This window comes from Streptomyces noursei ATCC 11455 (genome assembly GCF_001704275.1).
Classification (GTDB): domain Bacteria; phylum Actinomycetota; class Actinomycetes; order Streptomycetales; family Streptomycetaceae; genus Streptomyces; species Streptomyces noursei.
Map to the genome: position 1 here is coordinate 5,278,589 of NZ_CP011533.1, position 14,922 is coordinate 5,293,510.

The 14,922-nt window shown below is 73.8% G+C and carries 16 protein-coding genes; 13 read left to right on the forward strand and 3 right to left on the reverse strand.

Features of this window, described 5'->3' with window-relative positions:
* Positions 1–33: 33 nt before the first annotated feature.
* The gene (locus tag SNOUR_RS22460) at positions 34–897 is read right to left on the reverse strand and encodes a hypothetical protein (RefSeq protein ID WP_067350010.1); all 864 of its coding nucleotides are present in this window, start codon (positions 895–897) and stop codon (positions 34–36) included.
* Between the two features lie 337 nt (positions 898–1,234).
* On the opposite strand from SNOUR_RS22460, the gene rplM reads away from it, so the two are divergent.
* The 3 genes from rplM (at position 1,235) to glmM (ending at position 3,732) form a co-directional block, all read left to right on the forward strand.
* The gene (gene rplM / locus SNOUR_RS22465) at positions 1,235–1,678 is read left to right on the forward strand and encodes a 50S ribosomal protein L13 (RefSeq protein ID WP_067350012.1); all 444 of its coding nucleotides are present in this window, start codon (positions 1,235–1,237) and stop codon (positions 1,676–1,678) included.
* A gap of 42 nt (positions 1,679–1,720) precedes the next feature.
* Positions 1,721–2,233, forward strand: coding sequence for a 30S ribosomal protein S9 (gene rpsI, locus SNOUR_RS22470; protein ID WP_018538734.1), 513 nt, complete (start codon positions 1,721–1,723; stop codon positions 2,231–2,233).
* A 140-nt stretch (positions 2,234–2,373) separates the two neighbouring features.
* Positions 2,374–3,732 (forward strand): phosphoglucosamine mutase, encoded by a 1,359-nt coding sequence (gene glmM, locus SNOUR_RS22475; protein ID WP_067350015.1) that lies wholly within the window; start codon positions 2,374–2,376, stop codon positions 3,730–3,732.
* Between the two features lie 75 nt (positions 3,733–3,807).
* On the opposite strand, the gene coaA is transcribed toward glmM, so the two are convergent.
* Positions 3,808–4,806, reverse strand: a complete 999-nt coding sequence (gene coaA, locus SNOUR_RS22480) for a type I pantothenate kinase (RefSeq protein ID WP_376738535.1) — start codon at positions 4,804–4,806, stop codon at positions 3,808–3,810.
* Positions 4,807–4,961: 155 nt separating this feature from the next.
* On the opposite strand from coaA, the gene SNOUR_RS22485 reads away from it, so the two are divergent.
* The 8 genes from SNOUR_RS22485 to SNOUR_RS22520 all read left to right on the forward strand — a co-directional run bounded on the left by SNOUR_RS22485 (position 4,962) and on the right by SNOUR_RS22520 (position 12,932).
* Positions 4,962–5,219 (forward strand): hypothetical protein, encoded by a 258-nt coding sequence (locus tag SNOUR_RS22485; protein ID WP_079142825.1) that lies wholly within the window; start codon positions 4,962–4,964, stop codon positions 5,217–5,219.
* Between the two features lie 70 nt (positions 5,220–5,289).
* Positions 5,290–7,137: a glutamine--fructose-6-phosphate transaminase (isomerizing) gene (gene glmS / locus SNOUR_RS22490; RefSeq protein ID WP_067350020.1), complete on the forward strand. Its 1,848-nt coding sequence runs from the start codon at positions 5,290–5,292 to the stop codon at positions 7,135–7,137.
* A 4-nt stretch (positions 7,138–7,141) separates the two neighbouring features.
* Positions 7,142–7,510, forward strand: coding sequence for a holo-ACP synthase (locus tag SNOUR_RS22495; protein ID WP_067350023.1), 369 nt, complete (start codon positions 7,142–7,144; stop codon positions 7,508–7,510).
* A gap of 86 nt (positions 7,511–7,596) precedes the next feature.
* Positions 7,597–9,027, forward strand: coding sequence for a bifunctional ADP-dependent NAD(P)H-hydrate dehydratase/NAD(P)H-hydrate epimerase (locus tag SNOUR_RS22500; RefSeq protein ID WP_067350024.1), 1,431 nt, complete (start codon positions 7,597–7,599; stop codon positions 9,025–9,027).
* Positions 9,028–9,346: 319 nt separating this feature from the next.
* Complete coding sequence (gene alr, locus SNOUR_RS22505) at positions 9,347–10,534, forward strand: alanine racemase (RefSeq protein ID WP_067350027.1); 1,188 nt, start codon at positions 9,347–9,349, stop codon at positions 10,532–10,534.
* Positions 10,531–11,838: an alpha/beta fold hydrolase gene (locus SNOUR_RS22510; protein ID WP_067350030.1), complete on the forward strand. Its 1,308-nt coding sequence runs from the start codon at positions 10,531–10,533 to the stop codon at positions 11,836–11,838. Before alr ends, SNOUR_RS22510 begins: the two co-directional genes overlap by 4 nt.
* 70 nt (positions 11,839–11,908) lie before the next feature.
* A complete protein-coding gene (gene tsaE, locus SNOUR_RS22515; RefSeq protein ID WP_067350033.1) occupies positions 11,909–12,463 on the forward strand; it encodes a tRNA (adenosine(37)-N6)-threonylcarbamoyltransferase complex ATPase subunit type 1 TsaE in 555 nt (184 codons plus the stop codon).
* 178 nt (positions 12,464–12,641) lie between these two features.
* Positions 12,642–12,932, forward strand: coding sequence for a hypothetical protein (locus SNOUR_RS22520; RefSeq protein WP_067350035.1), 291 nt, complete (start codon positions 12,642–12,644; stop codon positions 12,930–12,932).
* 33 nt (positions 12,933–12,965) lie between these two features.
* Here SNOUR_RS22520 and SNOUR_RS22525 read toward each other — a convergent pair whose 3' ends face one another.
* Positions 12,966–13,544, reverse strand: a complete 579-nt coding sequence (locus tag SNOUR_RS22525; RefSeq protein ID WP_067350038.1) for a hypothetical protein — start codon at positions 13,542–13,544, stop codon at positions 12,966–12,968.
* A gap of 131 nt (positions 13,545–13,675) precedes the next feature.
* Here SNOUR_RS22525 and tsaB point away from each other — a divergent pair, with 131 nt between their 5' ends.
* Complete coding sequence (tsaB, locus tag SNOUR_RS22530; protein WP_067350041.1) at positions 13,676–14,353, forward strand: tRNA (adenosine(37)-N6)-threonylcarbamoyltransferase complex dimerization subunit type 1 TsaB; 678 nt, start codon at positions 13,676–13,678, stop codon at positions 14,351–14,353.
* A gap of 44 nt (positions 14,354–14,397) precedes the next feature.
* Positions 14,398–14,922 carry a ribosomal protein S18-alanine N-acetyltransferase gene (gene rimI, locus SNOUR_RS22535; protein ID WP_067358637.1) on the forward strand — a complete coding sequence of 175 codons (525 nt, stop codon included), beginning with the start codon at positions 14,398–14,400 and terminating at the stop codon, positions 14,920–14,922.

Here is a 14,922-nt window from a genome sequence, read left to right on the forward strand (position 1 = left end):
CACGGGGGCGCGGGGCCGGCACGGCCGGGGGCGTCAGGAGGTCTTGCCGGCCTTCCGCCGGGCCTCCTTGAGCTGCTGCTCGCCGGCCTTGGCGGCCTGGTCCTTGCCGCGCTGGGCGATCTGGGTGAAGGCGTAGGCGCCGCCGTCCCGGCCGATCTGCAGGGCCTGGGTCTCGTTGCCGGTGACGTCCTTGCCGTTGGTGTAGCCGGCGATGGTGAAGTACGCGTAGCGGCCGGTGGCGTTGGTGGTCATCCGGCACTTGCTGCCCTGGCAGAAGTCGGCCGGGACACCGCCGCCGGACAGCGGCATGAGGTTGGGCTTGTTCTCGTTCATCACCGCGGCGGCCTTGGCGGGCGAGTCGAAGACCGCGACGCCGATGGTGACCGCGACCCCGCCGCTGGAGTAGGTGGCGCGCAGCAGCTGCTTGCAGCCGTTGTGGCTGAGCGAGGAGACCAGCGGGCCCTGGGCGCCGGCGGTGCAGTCGGTGGTGCTCGCGGTGCCGGTCTGCGGGTAGCTGTGCTCGCCGACGACCATGCTCTTCTGCGGGAAGAGGGTGGCGGGGGTGAGCGGCGCGGTGTCCTTCTTGGGGTCGGAGATGTAGTCCTGCGGGTTGGGCGGGGGCGGGACCGAGACGTCGGGGAAGGACGGCTTGTCGTCCGGCACGGCGGTCTGGCCGGAGGCGGTGGGGTGGGCCGAGGGGTTGTCGTCGGACGGGCCGCCGCTGTTGATCACGGCGGTGGCGACGATGCCGGCCACCGCGAGCACGGCGACCGCGCCGCCGCCGATCATCAGCCAGCGCTTGCGACGCGTGCGCGCCTCGCTCTCTTCGGCCAGCGCGGACCAGTCCGGAGTGGAACCCCCCGGGCCGTCGAACGGCCCCCCTTGCCCAAAACTCATGCCGCGCATCCTAGTGCGCGCGGGTGCGCGTGTGGCGGGGGGAGCGGAACCGCCTCGGGCCGGTGCGCGGGGGACGCGACCGCACGCCTGTCCGGGCCACGTTTTGACCCGTCCGGGGTTGGGTCAGTATCCTGCTGGTTCGTTATGCGTATGGGCTTGCTCTATCTCACGTGAGGGGCCTTACGCCGGCTAGCCAGGCCGTTGACCGGCGGTGGACGATCGGGTTGCGTCACCCGTAGTGCCATTCCGCTGTGTGAGCGGTCACGCTGCCAGTACAGGACCCTTTCCCTGGGTCTCGCCCAGGGGATAACCCAACTCACGAAGCGAAGGCTAAGACGTGCGTACGTTCAGCCCCAAGCCCGGCGATGTTCAGCGCCAGTGGCACATCATTGACGCGCAGGACGTTGTCCTGGGCCGTCTGGCCAGCCAGGCCGCGTCCCTCCTCCGGGGTAAGCACAAGCCGGTTTACGCCCCTCACGTTGACACCGGTGACTTCGTCATCATCATCAACGCCGAGAAGGTGCACCTCTCCGGCAACAAGCGCACCCAGAAGATGGCCTACCGCCACTCCGGTTTCCCGGGTGGTCTGCGCTCCGTCCGTTACGACGAGCTGCTGGACAAGAACCCCGAGAAGGCCGTCGAGAAGGCCATCAAGGGCATGCTCCCCAAGAACACCCTCGGCCGTCAGATGCTCTCGAAGCTGAAGGTCTACGCGGGCGCCGAGCACCCGCACGCTGCGCAGCAGCCGGTCCCGTTCGAGATCACCCAGGTCGCGCAGTAAGTCCCGGCCACCCCAAGACGACAGAGAATCTGAGGAAGCATCGTGGCTGAGACCACCCCCGAGACCCCGCTGGACGAGGTCGAGGTCGAGCAGTACACCACCGAGACCGAGGTTCCGCTGGAGGGTGAGTACACCTCCGAGTCCCTCGCGTCCCGCTTCGGCGAGCCGCAGCCGGCCGCCGGCCTGGGCCGTCGCAAGAACGCCATCGCCCGCGTGCGGATCGTCCCCGGCTCCGGCAAGTGGAAGATCAACGGCCGCACCCTTGAGGAGTACTTCCCCAACAAGGTGCACCAGCAGGAAGTCAACGAGCCCTTCAAGGTGCTCGAGCTGGACAACCGCTACGACGTCATCGCCCGCATCGCCGGCGGCGGCATCTCCGGCCAGGCCGGTGCGCTGCGCCTGGGCGTGGCCCGTGCGCTGAACGAGGCGGACGTGGACGCGAACCGTCCCGCCCTGAAGAAGGCCGGGTTCCTCAAGCGTGACGACCGTGCGGTCGAGCGCAAGAAGGCCGGTCTGAAGAAGGCCCGCAAGGCGCCGCAGTACAGCAAGCGCTAATCACGCGCTGCACGCAGGCAGCCCTTGGCGAACGCCCCGGTGGCACTTCCGTGCTGCCGGGGCGTTCGGCTTCCGACAGACCGCGGCGTATACCTGGAATCCAAGCCCCGGTCACAGCTCATCTACTTCGGAGGACACCAGTGGGACGACTCTTCGGCACGGACGGTGTGCGCGGCGTCGCCAACGCGGACCTGACGGCGGAGCTGGCGCTCGGCCTGTCGGTCGCGGCGGCGCATGTGCTGGCCGAGGCGGGCACGTTCGAAGGCCATCGGCCGGTGGCCGTGGTCGGTCGCGATCCGCGGGCGTCGGGGGAGTTCCTGGAGGCCGCGGTGGTCGCCGGCCTGGCGAGCGCCGGGGTGGACGTGCTGCGGGTGGGGGTGCTGCCGACCCCCGCGGTCGCCTATCTGACCGGGGCGCTCGGTGCGGATCTGGGCGTGATGCTCTCCGCCAGCCACAACCCGATGCCCGACAACGGCATCAAGTTCTTCGCCCGCGGCGGCCACAAGCTCGCCGACGAGCTGGAGGACCGCATCGAGGAGACCTACCGCGGGCACAGCGCCGGTGAGCCGTGGGAGCGGCCGACCGGCGCCGGTGTGGGTCGGGTCACCGACTACGACGAGGGCTTCGACAAGTACGTCGCGCACCTGGTCGGCGTGCTGCCCAACCGCCTGGACGGGCTCAAGATCGTCATCGACGGGGCGCACGGTGCCGCGGCCCGGGTCTCGCCGGAGGCGTTCGCGCGGGCCGGCGCCGAGGTCGTCACCCTCGGCACCGAGCCGGACGGGCTGAACATCAACGACGCCTGCGGCTCCACCCACCTCGACAAGCTCCGGTCCGCCGTCCTGGAGCACGGCGCCGCGCTCGGTGTCGCCCACGACGGCGACGCGGACCGCTGCCTGGCCGTGGACCACGCCGGCAACGAGGTCGACGGCGACCAGATCCTCGCCGTCCTGGCGCTCGGCATGCGCGAGGCCGGCACGCTGCGCAAGAACACCGTCGTCGCCACCGTCATGTCCAACCTGGGCTTCAAGCTGGCCATGGAGGGCGCGGGCATCGACCTCGTGCAGACCGCGGTCGGCGACCGGTACGTCCTGGAGGAGATGAAGGCCCACGGCTACGCGCTGGGCGGCGAGCAGTCCGGGCACGTCATCGTGCTGGACCACGCCACCACCGGCGACGGCACGCTGACCGGCCTGATGCTGGCGGCCCGGGTCGCGGCGACCGGCCGGTCGCTGGCCGACCTGGCGGGCGCGATGGAGCGGCTGCCGCAGATCCTCATCAACGTCCCCGACGTCGACAAGTCGCGGGTGGCCAGCTCCGCCGAGCTGGCCGCTGCGGTCGCCGAGGCGGAGCGGGAGCTGGGCGCCACCGGACGGGTGCTGCTGCGGCCCTCCGGCACCGAGCCGCTGGTCCGGGTGATGGTCGAGGCGGCCGACATCGAGCAGGCGCGGGCCGTCGCCCAGCGCCTGGCCGACGCGGTCAAGTCCGCGCTGGGATAACGGGATTCCGTCTGGGCGGGGCCGCCCTCGTATGGCAGCGATGCTGCCGGGTCGAGGGCGGCCCCGCTTCGGTGTCTACAGCTTCCGCAGCGACAGTCGCTGCACCTTGTGGTCCGGGCCCTTGCGGAGGACCAGGTTGGCGCGGCCCCGGGTGGGGGCCACGTTCTGCTCCAGGTTGGGCCGGTTGATGGTGCGCCACATCAGGCGGGCGTAGTCCAGCGCCTCGTCCTCGGAGACCTGGGTGTACTTGCGGAAGTACGAGAACGGGTTCTGGAACGCGGTCTGGCGCAGCTTGCGGAAGCGGCCGAGGTACCACCGCTCGATGTCCTCGGTGCGGGCGTCCACGTAGACGGAGAAGTCGAAGAAGTCGGCGAGGCCCAGCCGGGTGCGGCCGTCCCCGCCGGGCAGTGCCGGCTGGAGGACGTTGAGGCCCTCGACGATGAGGATGTCGGGCCGGTGCACGGTCAGCCGCTCGCCGGGCACGATGTCGTAGATCAGGTGCGAGTAGACGGGCGCGGTGACCTCCGCCTTGCCGGACTTCACGTCCGCCACGAAGCGGGTCAGCGCCCGGCGGTCGTAGGACTCCGGGAAGCCCTTGCGGGACATCAGCCCCCGCCGGTGCAGCTCGGCGTTGGGGAACAGGAAGCCGTCGGTGGTGACCAGCTCGACGCGCGGGTGCTCCGGCCAGCGGGCCAGCAGCGCCTGGAGCAGCCGGGCGGTGGTGGACTTGCCGACCGCGACGCTGCCGGCGACGCCTATGACGAAGGGCGTGCCGGGCTGCGAGCCGTGGCCGTTGCCGGTGTCGTCCAGGAAGGTGTTGAGCGCGCCGCGCAGGTTGCTGGTGGCGCCGACGTACAGGTTGAGCAGCCGGGACAGCGGGAGGTAGACGTCGCGCACCTCGTCGAGATCGATGACGTCGCCCAGGCCGCGGAGCCGTTCGACCTCCTCGGCGGTCAGCGGCAGCGGGGTCTTCTCCCGCAGGGCGCTCCACTCCGCGCGCGTCAGGTCGACGTACGGCGAGCTGTCGGTGCGGCGTCGTTGCGGCGAATCCGTCGTCTGGGGCACGGGCCCCATTGTCCGCGGCGGGACCCGGCGCCGGGCGGCGGGGTGGCGGTGCCGCGCCCGGTACGGCCGGACCGGCGTTTCTGTGCCCGGCGGCGCGGTGCCCGGTACGGTCGGTGACGGGGGCGGCGCCAGGGGAGCGCGCCGTGGAGACACAGGGGGGTGGCGTGCGAGCACGCCTGGTGGAACTGCTGCGCGAGCGGGCCAGGGAACGTCGGATCAAGGCGGCCGGCGCGCGGGCCGCGGCGGACGCCTTCGCGGCCCGCGTGCACGCCGAGCTGGCCGAGGAACTGCCGGAGGAGGATCTCGGCGAGGACCTGACGGACTTCCTGGAGCGCCGTGAGCCGGGCGCCGACCCGGAGGCCGACGCGGAACTCCGCGAACGGGTCCGGGAGGCACAGGAACGGATAGCCCGCGGGTACTGAGCGGGCTCGGACGCCGCGGGGCCGCTCCGGGCGACGACGGGAAGGTGACGGCAGGCCCTAGGCTGCCTCCATGTGCGGAATCGTGGGATACGTGGGCGGGCAGAGCGCCCTTGAGGTGGTGCTGGCCGGGCTGAAGCGGCTGGAGTACCGGGGCTACGACTCGGCCGGGGTGGCGGTGCTGGCCGACGGCGGGCTGGCGGCGGCGAAGAAGGCCGGCAAGCTGGCCAATCTGGAGAAGGAGCTGGCCGACCGGCCGCTGCCCACGGGCACGGTGGGCATCGGCCACACCCGGTGGGCGACGCACGGCGGTCCGACGGACGCCAACGCCCACCCGCACCTGGACAACGCCGGCCGGGTTTCCGTCGTGCACAACGGCATCATCGAGAACTTCGCCGCGCTGCGCGCCGAACTCGCCGACCGCGGCCATGAGTTGACGTCCGAGACGGACACCGAGGTGGTCGCGCACCTGCTGGCCGAGGAGTACTCCTCGTGCGGCGAGCTGGCCGAGGCGATGCGGCAGGTGTGCCGGCGGCTGGAGGGGGCGTTCACCCTCGTCGCGGTGCACGCCGACGTGCCGGACGTGGTCGTCGGGGCCCGCCGCAACTCCCCGCTGGTGGTGGGCCTCGGTGAGGACGAGGCGTTCCTGGCCTCGGACGTGGCGGCGTTCATCGCGTACACCCGGGAGGCCGTCGAGCTCGGCCAGGACCAGGTCGTCGAGCTGCGCCGGGACGGGGTGACGGTCACCGACTTCGACGGTGCGCCCGCGGAGGTCCGCCACTACCACGTCGACTGGGACGCGTCGGCCGCCGAGAAGGGCGGCTACGACTACTTCATGCTCAAGGAGATCGCCGAGCAGCCGAAGGCGGTCGCGGACACCCTGCTGGGCCGGGTCGACGCGGCCGGGGTGCTCTCGCTGGACGAGGTGCGGATCCCGCCGGCGGTGCTGCGGGAGGTCAGCAAGGTCGTCATCGTGGCGTGCGGCACCGCCTACCACGCCGGGATGATCGCCAAGTACGCCATCGAGCACTGGACGCGGATCCCCTGCGAGACCGAGTTGGCCAGCGAGTTCCGCTACCGCGACCCGATCCTGGACCACCGCACGCTGGTGATCGCCATCAGCCAGTCCGGCGAGACCATGGACACCCTGATGGCGCTGCGGCACGCCCGTGAGCAGGGCGCGCGGGTGCTCGCCATCTGCAACACCAACGGCTCGACGATCCCCCGCGAGTCCGACGCGGTGCTCTACACGCACGCCGGGCCGGAGGTCGCGGTGGCGTCCACCAAGGCGTTCCTGACCCAGCTCGTCGCGGTCTACCTGGTCGCGCTGTACCTCGGGCAGGTGCGCGGCACCAAGTGGGGCGACGAGATCCGGGACGTGGTGCGCGAACTCGCCGCCATCGGCACGCAGGTGCAGCAGGTCCTGGGCACCATGGAGCCGGTCCGCGAGCTGGCCCGTTCGCTCGTGGACAAGAACACCGTGCTGTTCCTGGGGCGCCACGTGGGCTACCCGGTGGCGCTGGAGGGCGCGCTCAAGCTCAAGGAACTGGCGTACATGCATGCCGAGGGGTTCGCCGCCGGCGAGCTCAAGCACGGCCCGATCGCGCTGATCGAGGAGGACCTCCCGGTCGTCGTGGTCGTCCCCTCGCCGCGCGGCCGGTCCGTCCTGCACGACAAGATCGTCTCCAACATCCAGGAGATCCGGGCCCGCGGCGCCCGCACCATCGTGATCGCCGAGGAGGGCGACGAGGCGGTGGTCCCGTACGCCGACCACCTCGTGCGGATCCCGCGGACGCCGGTGCTGCTGCAACCGCTGGTGTCCTCGGTGCCGCTCCAGGTGTTCGCGTGCGAGCTGGCCACCGCCCGCGGCAACGAGGTCGACCAGCCGCGCAACCTCGCCAAGTCCGTCACGGTGGAGTGATCGGGTGATCATCGGGGTCGGGATCGACGTCGCGGAGATCGACCGGTTCGAGGCGGCGCTGCGGCGGACGCCGGAGCTGGCGCACCGGCTGTTCATCGAGACGGAGTTGACGCTGCCGAGCGGCGAGCGGCGGGGCATCGCCTCCCTGGCCGCCCGGTTCGCCGCCAAGGAGGCGGTGGCCAAGGCGCTGGGCGCGCCGGGCGGCCTGCACTGGACGGACGCCGAGGTGTACGTCGAGGACAGCGGCCAGCCGCGGCTGCGGGTGCGCGGCACGGTCGCCGCCCGCGCCGCGGAACTCGGCGTGCAGAACTGGCATGTGTCGCTCAGTCATGACGCGGGCGTCGCCTCGGCGGTGGTGATCGCCGAGGGGTAGGGCGGGGCGCCCCGGCCCGTCTCCTCCGGAGGCGGGCCGCTCCGCGCCGCCGCCCCGCCGCCCCGTCCCGGTGTGACACTGGCCGCATGAGGACTGCCTACAGCGTTCAGACCGTGCGGGCCGCCGAGCAGGAACTGATGGCCCGTTTGCCCGAGGGGGCCCTGATGCAGCGGGCGGCGGCCGGACTCGCCGTCGCCTGCGCCGAGTTGCTGGGCCGGGTGTACGGCTCCCGGGTGGTGCTGCTGGTGGGCAGCGGCGACAACGGCGGGGACGCGCTCCACGCCGGTGCCCGGCTGGCCCGCCGCGGCGCCGGGGTGGTCGCCGTGCTGCTCTCGCCCGAACGGGCCCACGCCGGCGGTCTGGCGGCCCTGCGCGCGGCCGGTGGCCGGGTCTCGGCCGATCCGCTCCGCGACATCGGGCGGGCCGACCTGGTGGTGGACGGCATCGTCGGCATCGGCGGCCGGGGCGGGCTGCGCCCGGAGGCCGCCCGGCTCGCCGGCGCGGCGCGGGAGGCGGCGATCGTGGTGGCCGTCGATCTGCCGAGCGGGGTGGACGCCGACACCGGCGAGGTGGCCGGTGACGCCGTACGGGCGGACGCGACCGTCACGTTCGGCGCGTACAAGCCGGGCCTGCTGATCGACCCGGCGCGCGAACGGGCCGGCGCGCTCCGCCTGGTGGACATCGGCCTGCGCCCGCCGGCCACCGCCGACGCGGAGGCGCTGCAGCACGCGGACGTGGCGGAGCTGCTGCCGCGGCCGGCCGCCGAGAGCGACAAGTACCGGCGCGGGGTGGTCGGGGTGGTCGCTGGGTCGGCGCGCTATCCGGGGGCGGCGGTGCTGGCGGTGGCCGGCGCGCTGCGGGGCGGCGCCGGGGCGGTGCGGTACGTGGGGCCGGCGGTCGAGGCGGTGCTGGCGCGGTTCCCGGAGACCCTGGTGCACACCGGGCCGCCGGGGAAGGCGGGCCGGGTCCAGTCGTGGGTCATCGGGCCCGGTCTCGGTGACGAGTCGGAGGGGCTGGAGGACGTGCTGTCGGCGGACGTCCCGGTGCTGGTGGACGCGGACGGGCTCCGCTTCCTGACGCCCGATCGGGTGCGGCGGCGGGCGGCCGGGACCCTGCTGACGCCGCACGCGGGGGAGGCGGCGGCGCTGCTGGGGCGCGGGCGCGAGGAGGTCGAGGCGGCGCGGCTGGACGCCGTGCGGGAGTTGGCGGGGCGGTACGGGGCGACGGTGCTGCTGAAGGGCTCGACGACGTTGGTGGCGGATCCGGACGCCGGGGTTCCGGTGCGGGTCAACCCCACCGGGACGGGGTGGTTGGCGACGGCCGGCAGCGGGGACGTGCTCTCCGGCCTCACCGGGGCGCTGCTGGCCGCGGGCCTCGCGCCGCGGGACGCGGGCTCGGTGGGCGCCTACCTCCACGGGCTCGCGGGCCGGCACGCGGCGGGGCCGCGGGGCGAGCCGATCGTGGCGTCGGAGGTGGCCGGGGCGTTGGGGGCGGCCTGGGAGAACGTGGTGTCGTAGCGGCCGTTGACGCCGCCGGACCCGGACGGACACGGATCGCCCGCGCCGCCGTGGCAGGGTTGGCGATTTGTGAAGGTTCCACACTTTTACCCGATCCTCGTGGGGGCTGGTGGTCCGTCTGCCGCCCCGCCGGGGGCGGGTGTCACGCGTGCCTGTGTCCGGCTCGGCCCCGTCGGCGGATGCCCGTCGACGGCGCAGGTGGGGGCGGTCGCGGCGGCGCGCACGCCGGGGCGTCGGTGTCCGGTGGAATGCGAACCCCACCCTCACCACAACGTGGGAAGGCGGCCGGCGCGGCGCCTCGCCTGCGACACTGAGGGAGATGAACGAGACAGCGAAGCGAGCCCGTGCCGTCATTGACCTCGCCGCCGTGCGGTCGAACGTCCATGCACTGCGGAGCCTCGCCCCCCGTGCGCAGCTGATGGCCGTCGTCAAGTCCGACGCCTACGGACACGGCGCGATCCGCTGTGCCCGCGCCGCTCGCGAGGCCGGTGCGCCCTGGCTGGGCGTGGCGCTCCCCGAGGAGGCGTTGGCGCTGCGTGCGGCCGGGGACACCGGCCGTCTGCTGTGTTGGCTGTGGACGCCGGGCGGGCCCTGGGGCCAGGCGATCGAGCAGGACGTCGATGTCTCGGTGAGCGGTATGTGGGCGCTGCGGGAGGTGGTGGCCGCGGCCCGCGACCGCGGCCGGGTCGCCCGCGTCCAGCTCAAGATCGACACCGGTCTGGGGCGCAACGGCTGCCAGCCGGCGGACTGGACGGAGCTGACCGCCGCCGCCCGCGCCGCCGAGGCGGAGGGCGTGCTCGCGGTCACCGGTGTCTGGTCGCACTTCGCCTGTGCCGACGAGCCCGGGCACCCGTCGATCGCCGCCCAGCTGGCGGAGTTCCGCCGGGCGCTGGCGGTCGCCGAGGCGGCCGGGCTGCGTCCGGAGGTGCGGCACATCGCCAACACCCCGGCGCTGCTCACCCTCCCCGAGGCCCACTTCGACCTGGTGCGGACGGGGATCGGGATCTACGGCGTGTCGCCCAGCCCCGAGGTGGGGACGCCGGAGGACTTCGGGCTGCGGCAGGCGATGACGCTGGAGGCGTCGCTGGCGTCGGTCAAGCGGGTGCCGGGCGGGCACGGGGTGTCGTACGGGCACCACTACACGACGCCGGGGGAGACGACCCTGGCGCTGGTCCCGCTGGGGTACGCCGACGGCATCCCGCGGCACGCCTCGGGGACGGGGCCGGTGTTGGTCGCCGGGAAGTGGCGGACGGTCGCGGGGCGGGTCGCGATGGACCAGTTCGTCGTCGATCTGGGCGGGGACCACGCCGAGGCCGGCGAGCCCGCGGTGCTGTTCGGGCCCGGCGACCAGGGCGAGCCGAGCGCGGAGGACTGGGCGCGGGCGGCCGGGACGATCGGGTACGAGATCGTCACCCGGATCGGGAAGCGGGTGCCGCGCGTCTATGTGGACAGCGAGGTGCCGGACCGGCCCACGGAGGACACGGCGCTGACGGGGGGTGTGGCATGACCGACGGCACGGAGGCCGCCGCGCAGGCCGTGGAGACGGCCGCGGAGGCGGCCGGGAACTGGGCCCGGGCGGGCCGCCACGCGGGCGTCGCGGGCCTGGCGATCGGCGTGGTCGCGGCGGGCGCGGCGGCCGGGGTGGCCATAGAGCGTCTGACGGTCGGCCGCGGGATGCGCCGCCGGGCCCGGCTGGCGCTGGACGCGGCCGGCCCGTACGGCACGCTGCGCGGCACCCCGGGTGCGGCGATCGCCGAGGACGGGACCGAGCTGTACTACGAGGTCGACGAGGTGGTGGACGGCCCGGCCGCCAAGCGGACCAAGGGCGGCAGGACGGCCGTGAACGGCACCGCGGGCGGCCGCGTGGGCAAGGAGGCGCGGGCCGCCCAGGACGCCCGGAGCGGGCTGCACAAGCGGCTCACGGCGGCCCTGGGGCGGCGCTCCCCGGCGCCCACGGTCGTCTTCAGCCACGGCTACTGCCTCAGCCAGGACTCCTGGCACTTCCAGCGGGCCGCGCTGCGCGGCGCGCTCCGTACCGTCCACTGGGACCAGCGCAGCCACGGCCGCTCGGCCCGCGGCCACGGACAGGTCGACGGGACCGAGCCGGTCACCATCGACCTGCTGGGCCGGGACCTGAAGGCGGTGCTGGACGCCGCGGTGCCCGAGGGGCCGATCGTGCTGGTCGGGCACTCCATGGGCGGGATGACGGTGATGGCGCTGGCCGACCAGTTCCCCGAGTACGTCGCGGAGCGGGTGGTCGGCGTGGCGCTGATCGGGACGTCCGCGGGCCGGCTGAGCGAGGTCGGGTTCGGGCTGCCGTCGATGGGCTCCAAGGCGTTCCACTGGCTGGCGCCGGGGGTGCTCAAGGCGCTGGGCCGGCAGAGCGAGATCGTCGAGCGCGGGCGGCGGGCCACCGCCGATCTGTTCGCGGGGCTGATCAAGCGCTATTCGTTCGGGTCCGATGACGTGGATCCGGCGATCGCGCGGTTCGGGGAGCGGCTGATCGAGGCGACCCCGATCGATGTGGTCGCCGAGTTCTTCCCGGCGTTCGCGGTCCATGACAAGACCGAGGCGCTGGTGGCGTACGACGCGGTGCCCGCGCTGGTGCTCGCCGGCGAGGAGGACCTGATCACCCCGGCCGAGCACAGCCGGACCATCGCCGAGGTGCTGCCGGACGCCGAGCTGGTGTGCGTGCCGGACGCCGGGCACCTGGTGATGCTGGAGCGGCCCGAGCTGGTCAACGACCACCTGGTGGCGCTGGTGGAACGGGCGGGCGCGGCGGCCCGCCGGTCGCGCACCGCGCGGGCCTGAGCCGGCCCCGGGCGGCGGTCCCGGGCTCGGTGCGGGACCGCCGCCCCGTCCGGGCCGTACCATTTGCGGCATGAGCACCACTGGCGCGACTGCCCGCGTAACCGTCAAGTCCCCCGATCAGATGCAGGAGTTGGGCCGCCGGTTGGCGCCGCTGCTGCGCCCCGGCGACCTGGTGCTGCTCAGCGGTGAGCTGGGTGCGGGGAAGACCACGCTGACCCGCGGTCTGGGCGAGGCCCTGGGCGTGCGGGGCGCCGTGACCTCGCCGACCTTCGTCATCGCCCGGGTGCACCCGTCGCTGACCGGTGGCCCGGCGCTGGTGCACGTCGACGCGTACCGCCTCGACGGCGGCCTGGACGAGATGGAGGACCTGGACCTCGACGTCTCGCTGCCGGAGTCGGTGGTGGTCGTCGAGTGGGGCGACGGCAAGGTCGAGGAGCTGGCGGAGGACCGGCTGCACGTCGTCATCGGCCGGGCCGTGGGAGGGGACGGCGCGGACCTCCTGTCGGAGCCGGGTGGCGTGGACGGGCACCCGGAGGAGGACGTGGACGACGTCCGCGAGGTGACGGTCACCGGGATCGGTGGGCGCTGGGCGGACGCCGGGCTTCCGGACCTGGAGATCTGCTGACGAAAGGGCGCAAAAGGGCCCCTATCGGGCGGTGTGGGGCGGTAGTTTCCGACAAGCCGTCGGCAAGATGTTGCGTCGGCGGTGTCAGGCGTGGTCACATGGGTGGGAGAGCCCTGGTTAGGTGTACCTAAGTAGACCCTAACCCCTGTCGCTTGCCCCAGGAGCCCGGGAGGCGTCCATGTCCCCCCACCAGCCCACGACCGAACGGCGCGGGGCCACCCCCGTCGCGGCGGCCGGGCGCGCCGAACAGGACGCGCGGAAGGCGCCGCCGACGATGAACGAACTCCTCGCGGCCTGCGCCGCGGCCAGCGCCGTCTCCACACCGCCGGACACCGCGGCGGAACCCCGCGCACAGCAGCGCAACGGCGCGCAGGAGCGGACCGAGGACACCGAAGCCGGGCGAACGGGCGGGGCGGGCGGCGATGGGCCCGAGGGGCGGGCGTCCACTCCGGGGCGCGACGCCGCGTAACCCACAGGGGCGAAGCGGCCGGGCCCGGCGGGCTCAGGGGACGACGACGACCTTCACACCGCGCACCGCGAAGTCCCACAGTGCCGCGCCGTCCTCGCGCGACTCCCGGATGCCGCCGGTCTTCTTCCCGCTCGCCCCGCTCGGCGTGGGCGTGGAGCCGTCGACCGCCGCGCTGAAGCCGATGGCCACCCCGTCGACGCCGGCGAACCGCACCACGTGCTCGATCGCCACCCCGTCCGAGCCGGTCACGCTCACCGACCGCGAGCTGACCGGGTACGTCCCCGGCGCCGGGTGCACCGTGCTCGGCGTCACCGTGAACGTCCGCTGCGCCGTGCCGTTCGCGCCCACCAGCCAGACCCGCTTGGCGTCCAGCGCGTAGACCACGCGCTTGCCGGCGCCGGACTGCGCCGGGACCGGCACCGGGGCCGGCGGCTTGTCCTTCTTGTCGTGCTGGTCGCGGGCGTCCGGCTTCTTGTCGGCCGCCCGGGCGTCGCCCCGGACCGGGGCGAGCGGATCGGCGGCGGAGGCGGACGCCTGGTAGCCCAGCACGCCGATCGCGACCAGGGCGGCCGCGGTGAGACCGGTGACGATCGTGCTGCTCTTAGCGGGCACCGCGGTGCCACCTTTCCGTACGCTCCTCGCCCGGGGGCGGGAGGCTGCTGGCTGTCGTGCTGACCGGGCTGGCTGCGGATCGACGGTAGCACCGCGCCGGGCACCGCCGGCCGCGCCGTAGTCTTGAAGGCGTGCTGCTGCTAGCTCTTGACACCGCCACCCCCGCCGTCACCGTCGCGCTCCACGACGGCTCCCGCACCCTCGCCGCCGCCGGGGACGTGGACGCGCGCCGGCACGGCGAACTGCTGCTGCCCGCCGTCGACCGGGTGCTGGCCGAGGCCGGGCGCAAGCTCGCCGAGGTCACCGACATCGTGGTCGGCGTCGGACCCGGCCCGTACACCGGGCTGCGGGTGGGGCTGGTGACGGCCACCACCTTCGGGGCGGCGCTGGACGTCCCGGTCCACGGCCTGTGCTCGCTGGACGGCATCGCCCACGCCTCCGGTCTGACCGAACCCTTCGTCGTGGCCACCGACGCCCGCCGCAAGGAGGTCTACTGGGCGCGCTACGCGGCCCGCCCGTCGCCCGACCTCCCCCCGGACCGGCTGACCGAGCCGGCCGTGGACCGCCCCGCCGAGATCGCCGACGAGGTCGCCGGGGTCCCCGCCGTGGGCGCCGGCGCGCTGCTCTACGACACCGTCTTCACCGGCGTCCGGCGGGACGGGCCCGAGCACCAGTCCGCCGCCGCGCTGGCCGAGCTCGCCGCGCGGAAGCTGGCCGCCGGCGAGGAGCTGCTGCCGCCGCGACCGCTGTACCTGCGCCGCCCCGACGCCCAGGTACCGGCCAACTACAAGGTGGTCACTCCCCAGTGAGCGGCCGACCCGAGGCGACCGGGCCGTCCGTCGTGCTGCGGGAGATGCGCTGGTGGGACCTGGACCCCGTGCTGGAGCTGGAGCGTGACCTCTTCCCCGAGGACGCCTGGTCGCCGGGGATGTTCTGGTCCGAACTCGCGCACGCCCGCGGCCCGCTGGCCACCCGCCGCTACCTCGTCGCCGAGTTGGAGGTGCCGCGCGGCGGTGCCGATGAGGGGCGTTCGACGGACGACGGGCGGGCCGGCCGGATCGTCGGCTACGGCGGGCTGGCCGCGATCGACGGCACCGGCGACGTGCAGACCATCGCCACCGCCCGCGACCAGTGGGGCAGCGGCCTCGGCACCCGGCTGCTGTCCGCGCTGCTCGCCACCGCGACCGACTTCGAATGCCAGGAGGTGCTGTTGGAGGTGCGGGTCGACAACACCCGCGCGCAGCGCCTCTACGAGCGCTTCGGCTTCGAGCCGATCGGCTTCCGCCGCGGCTACTACCAGCCCGGCAACGTCGACGCACTGGTGATGCGCCGCCCCTCCCAGACCTCCTCCGAAGCACCCTCCGTACAAGGAACGTGA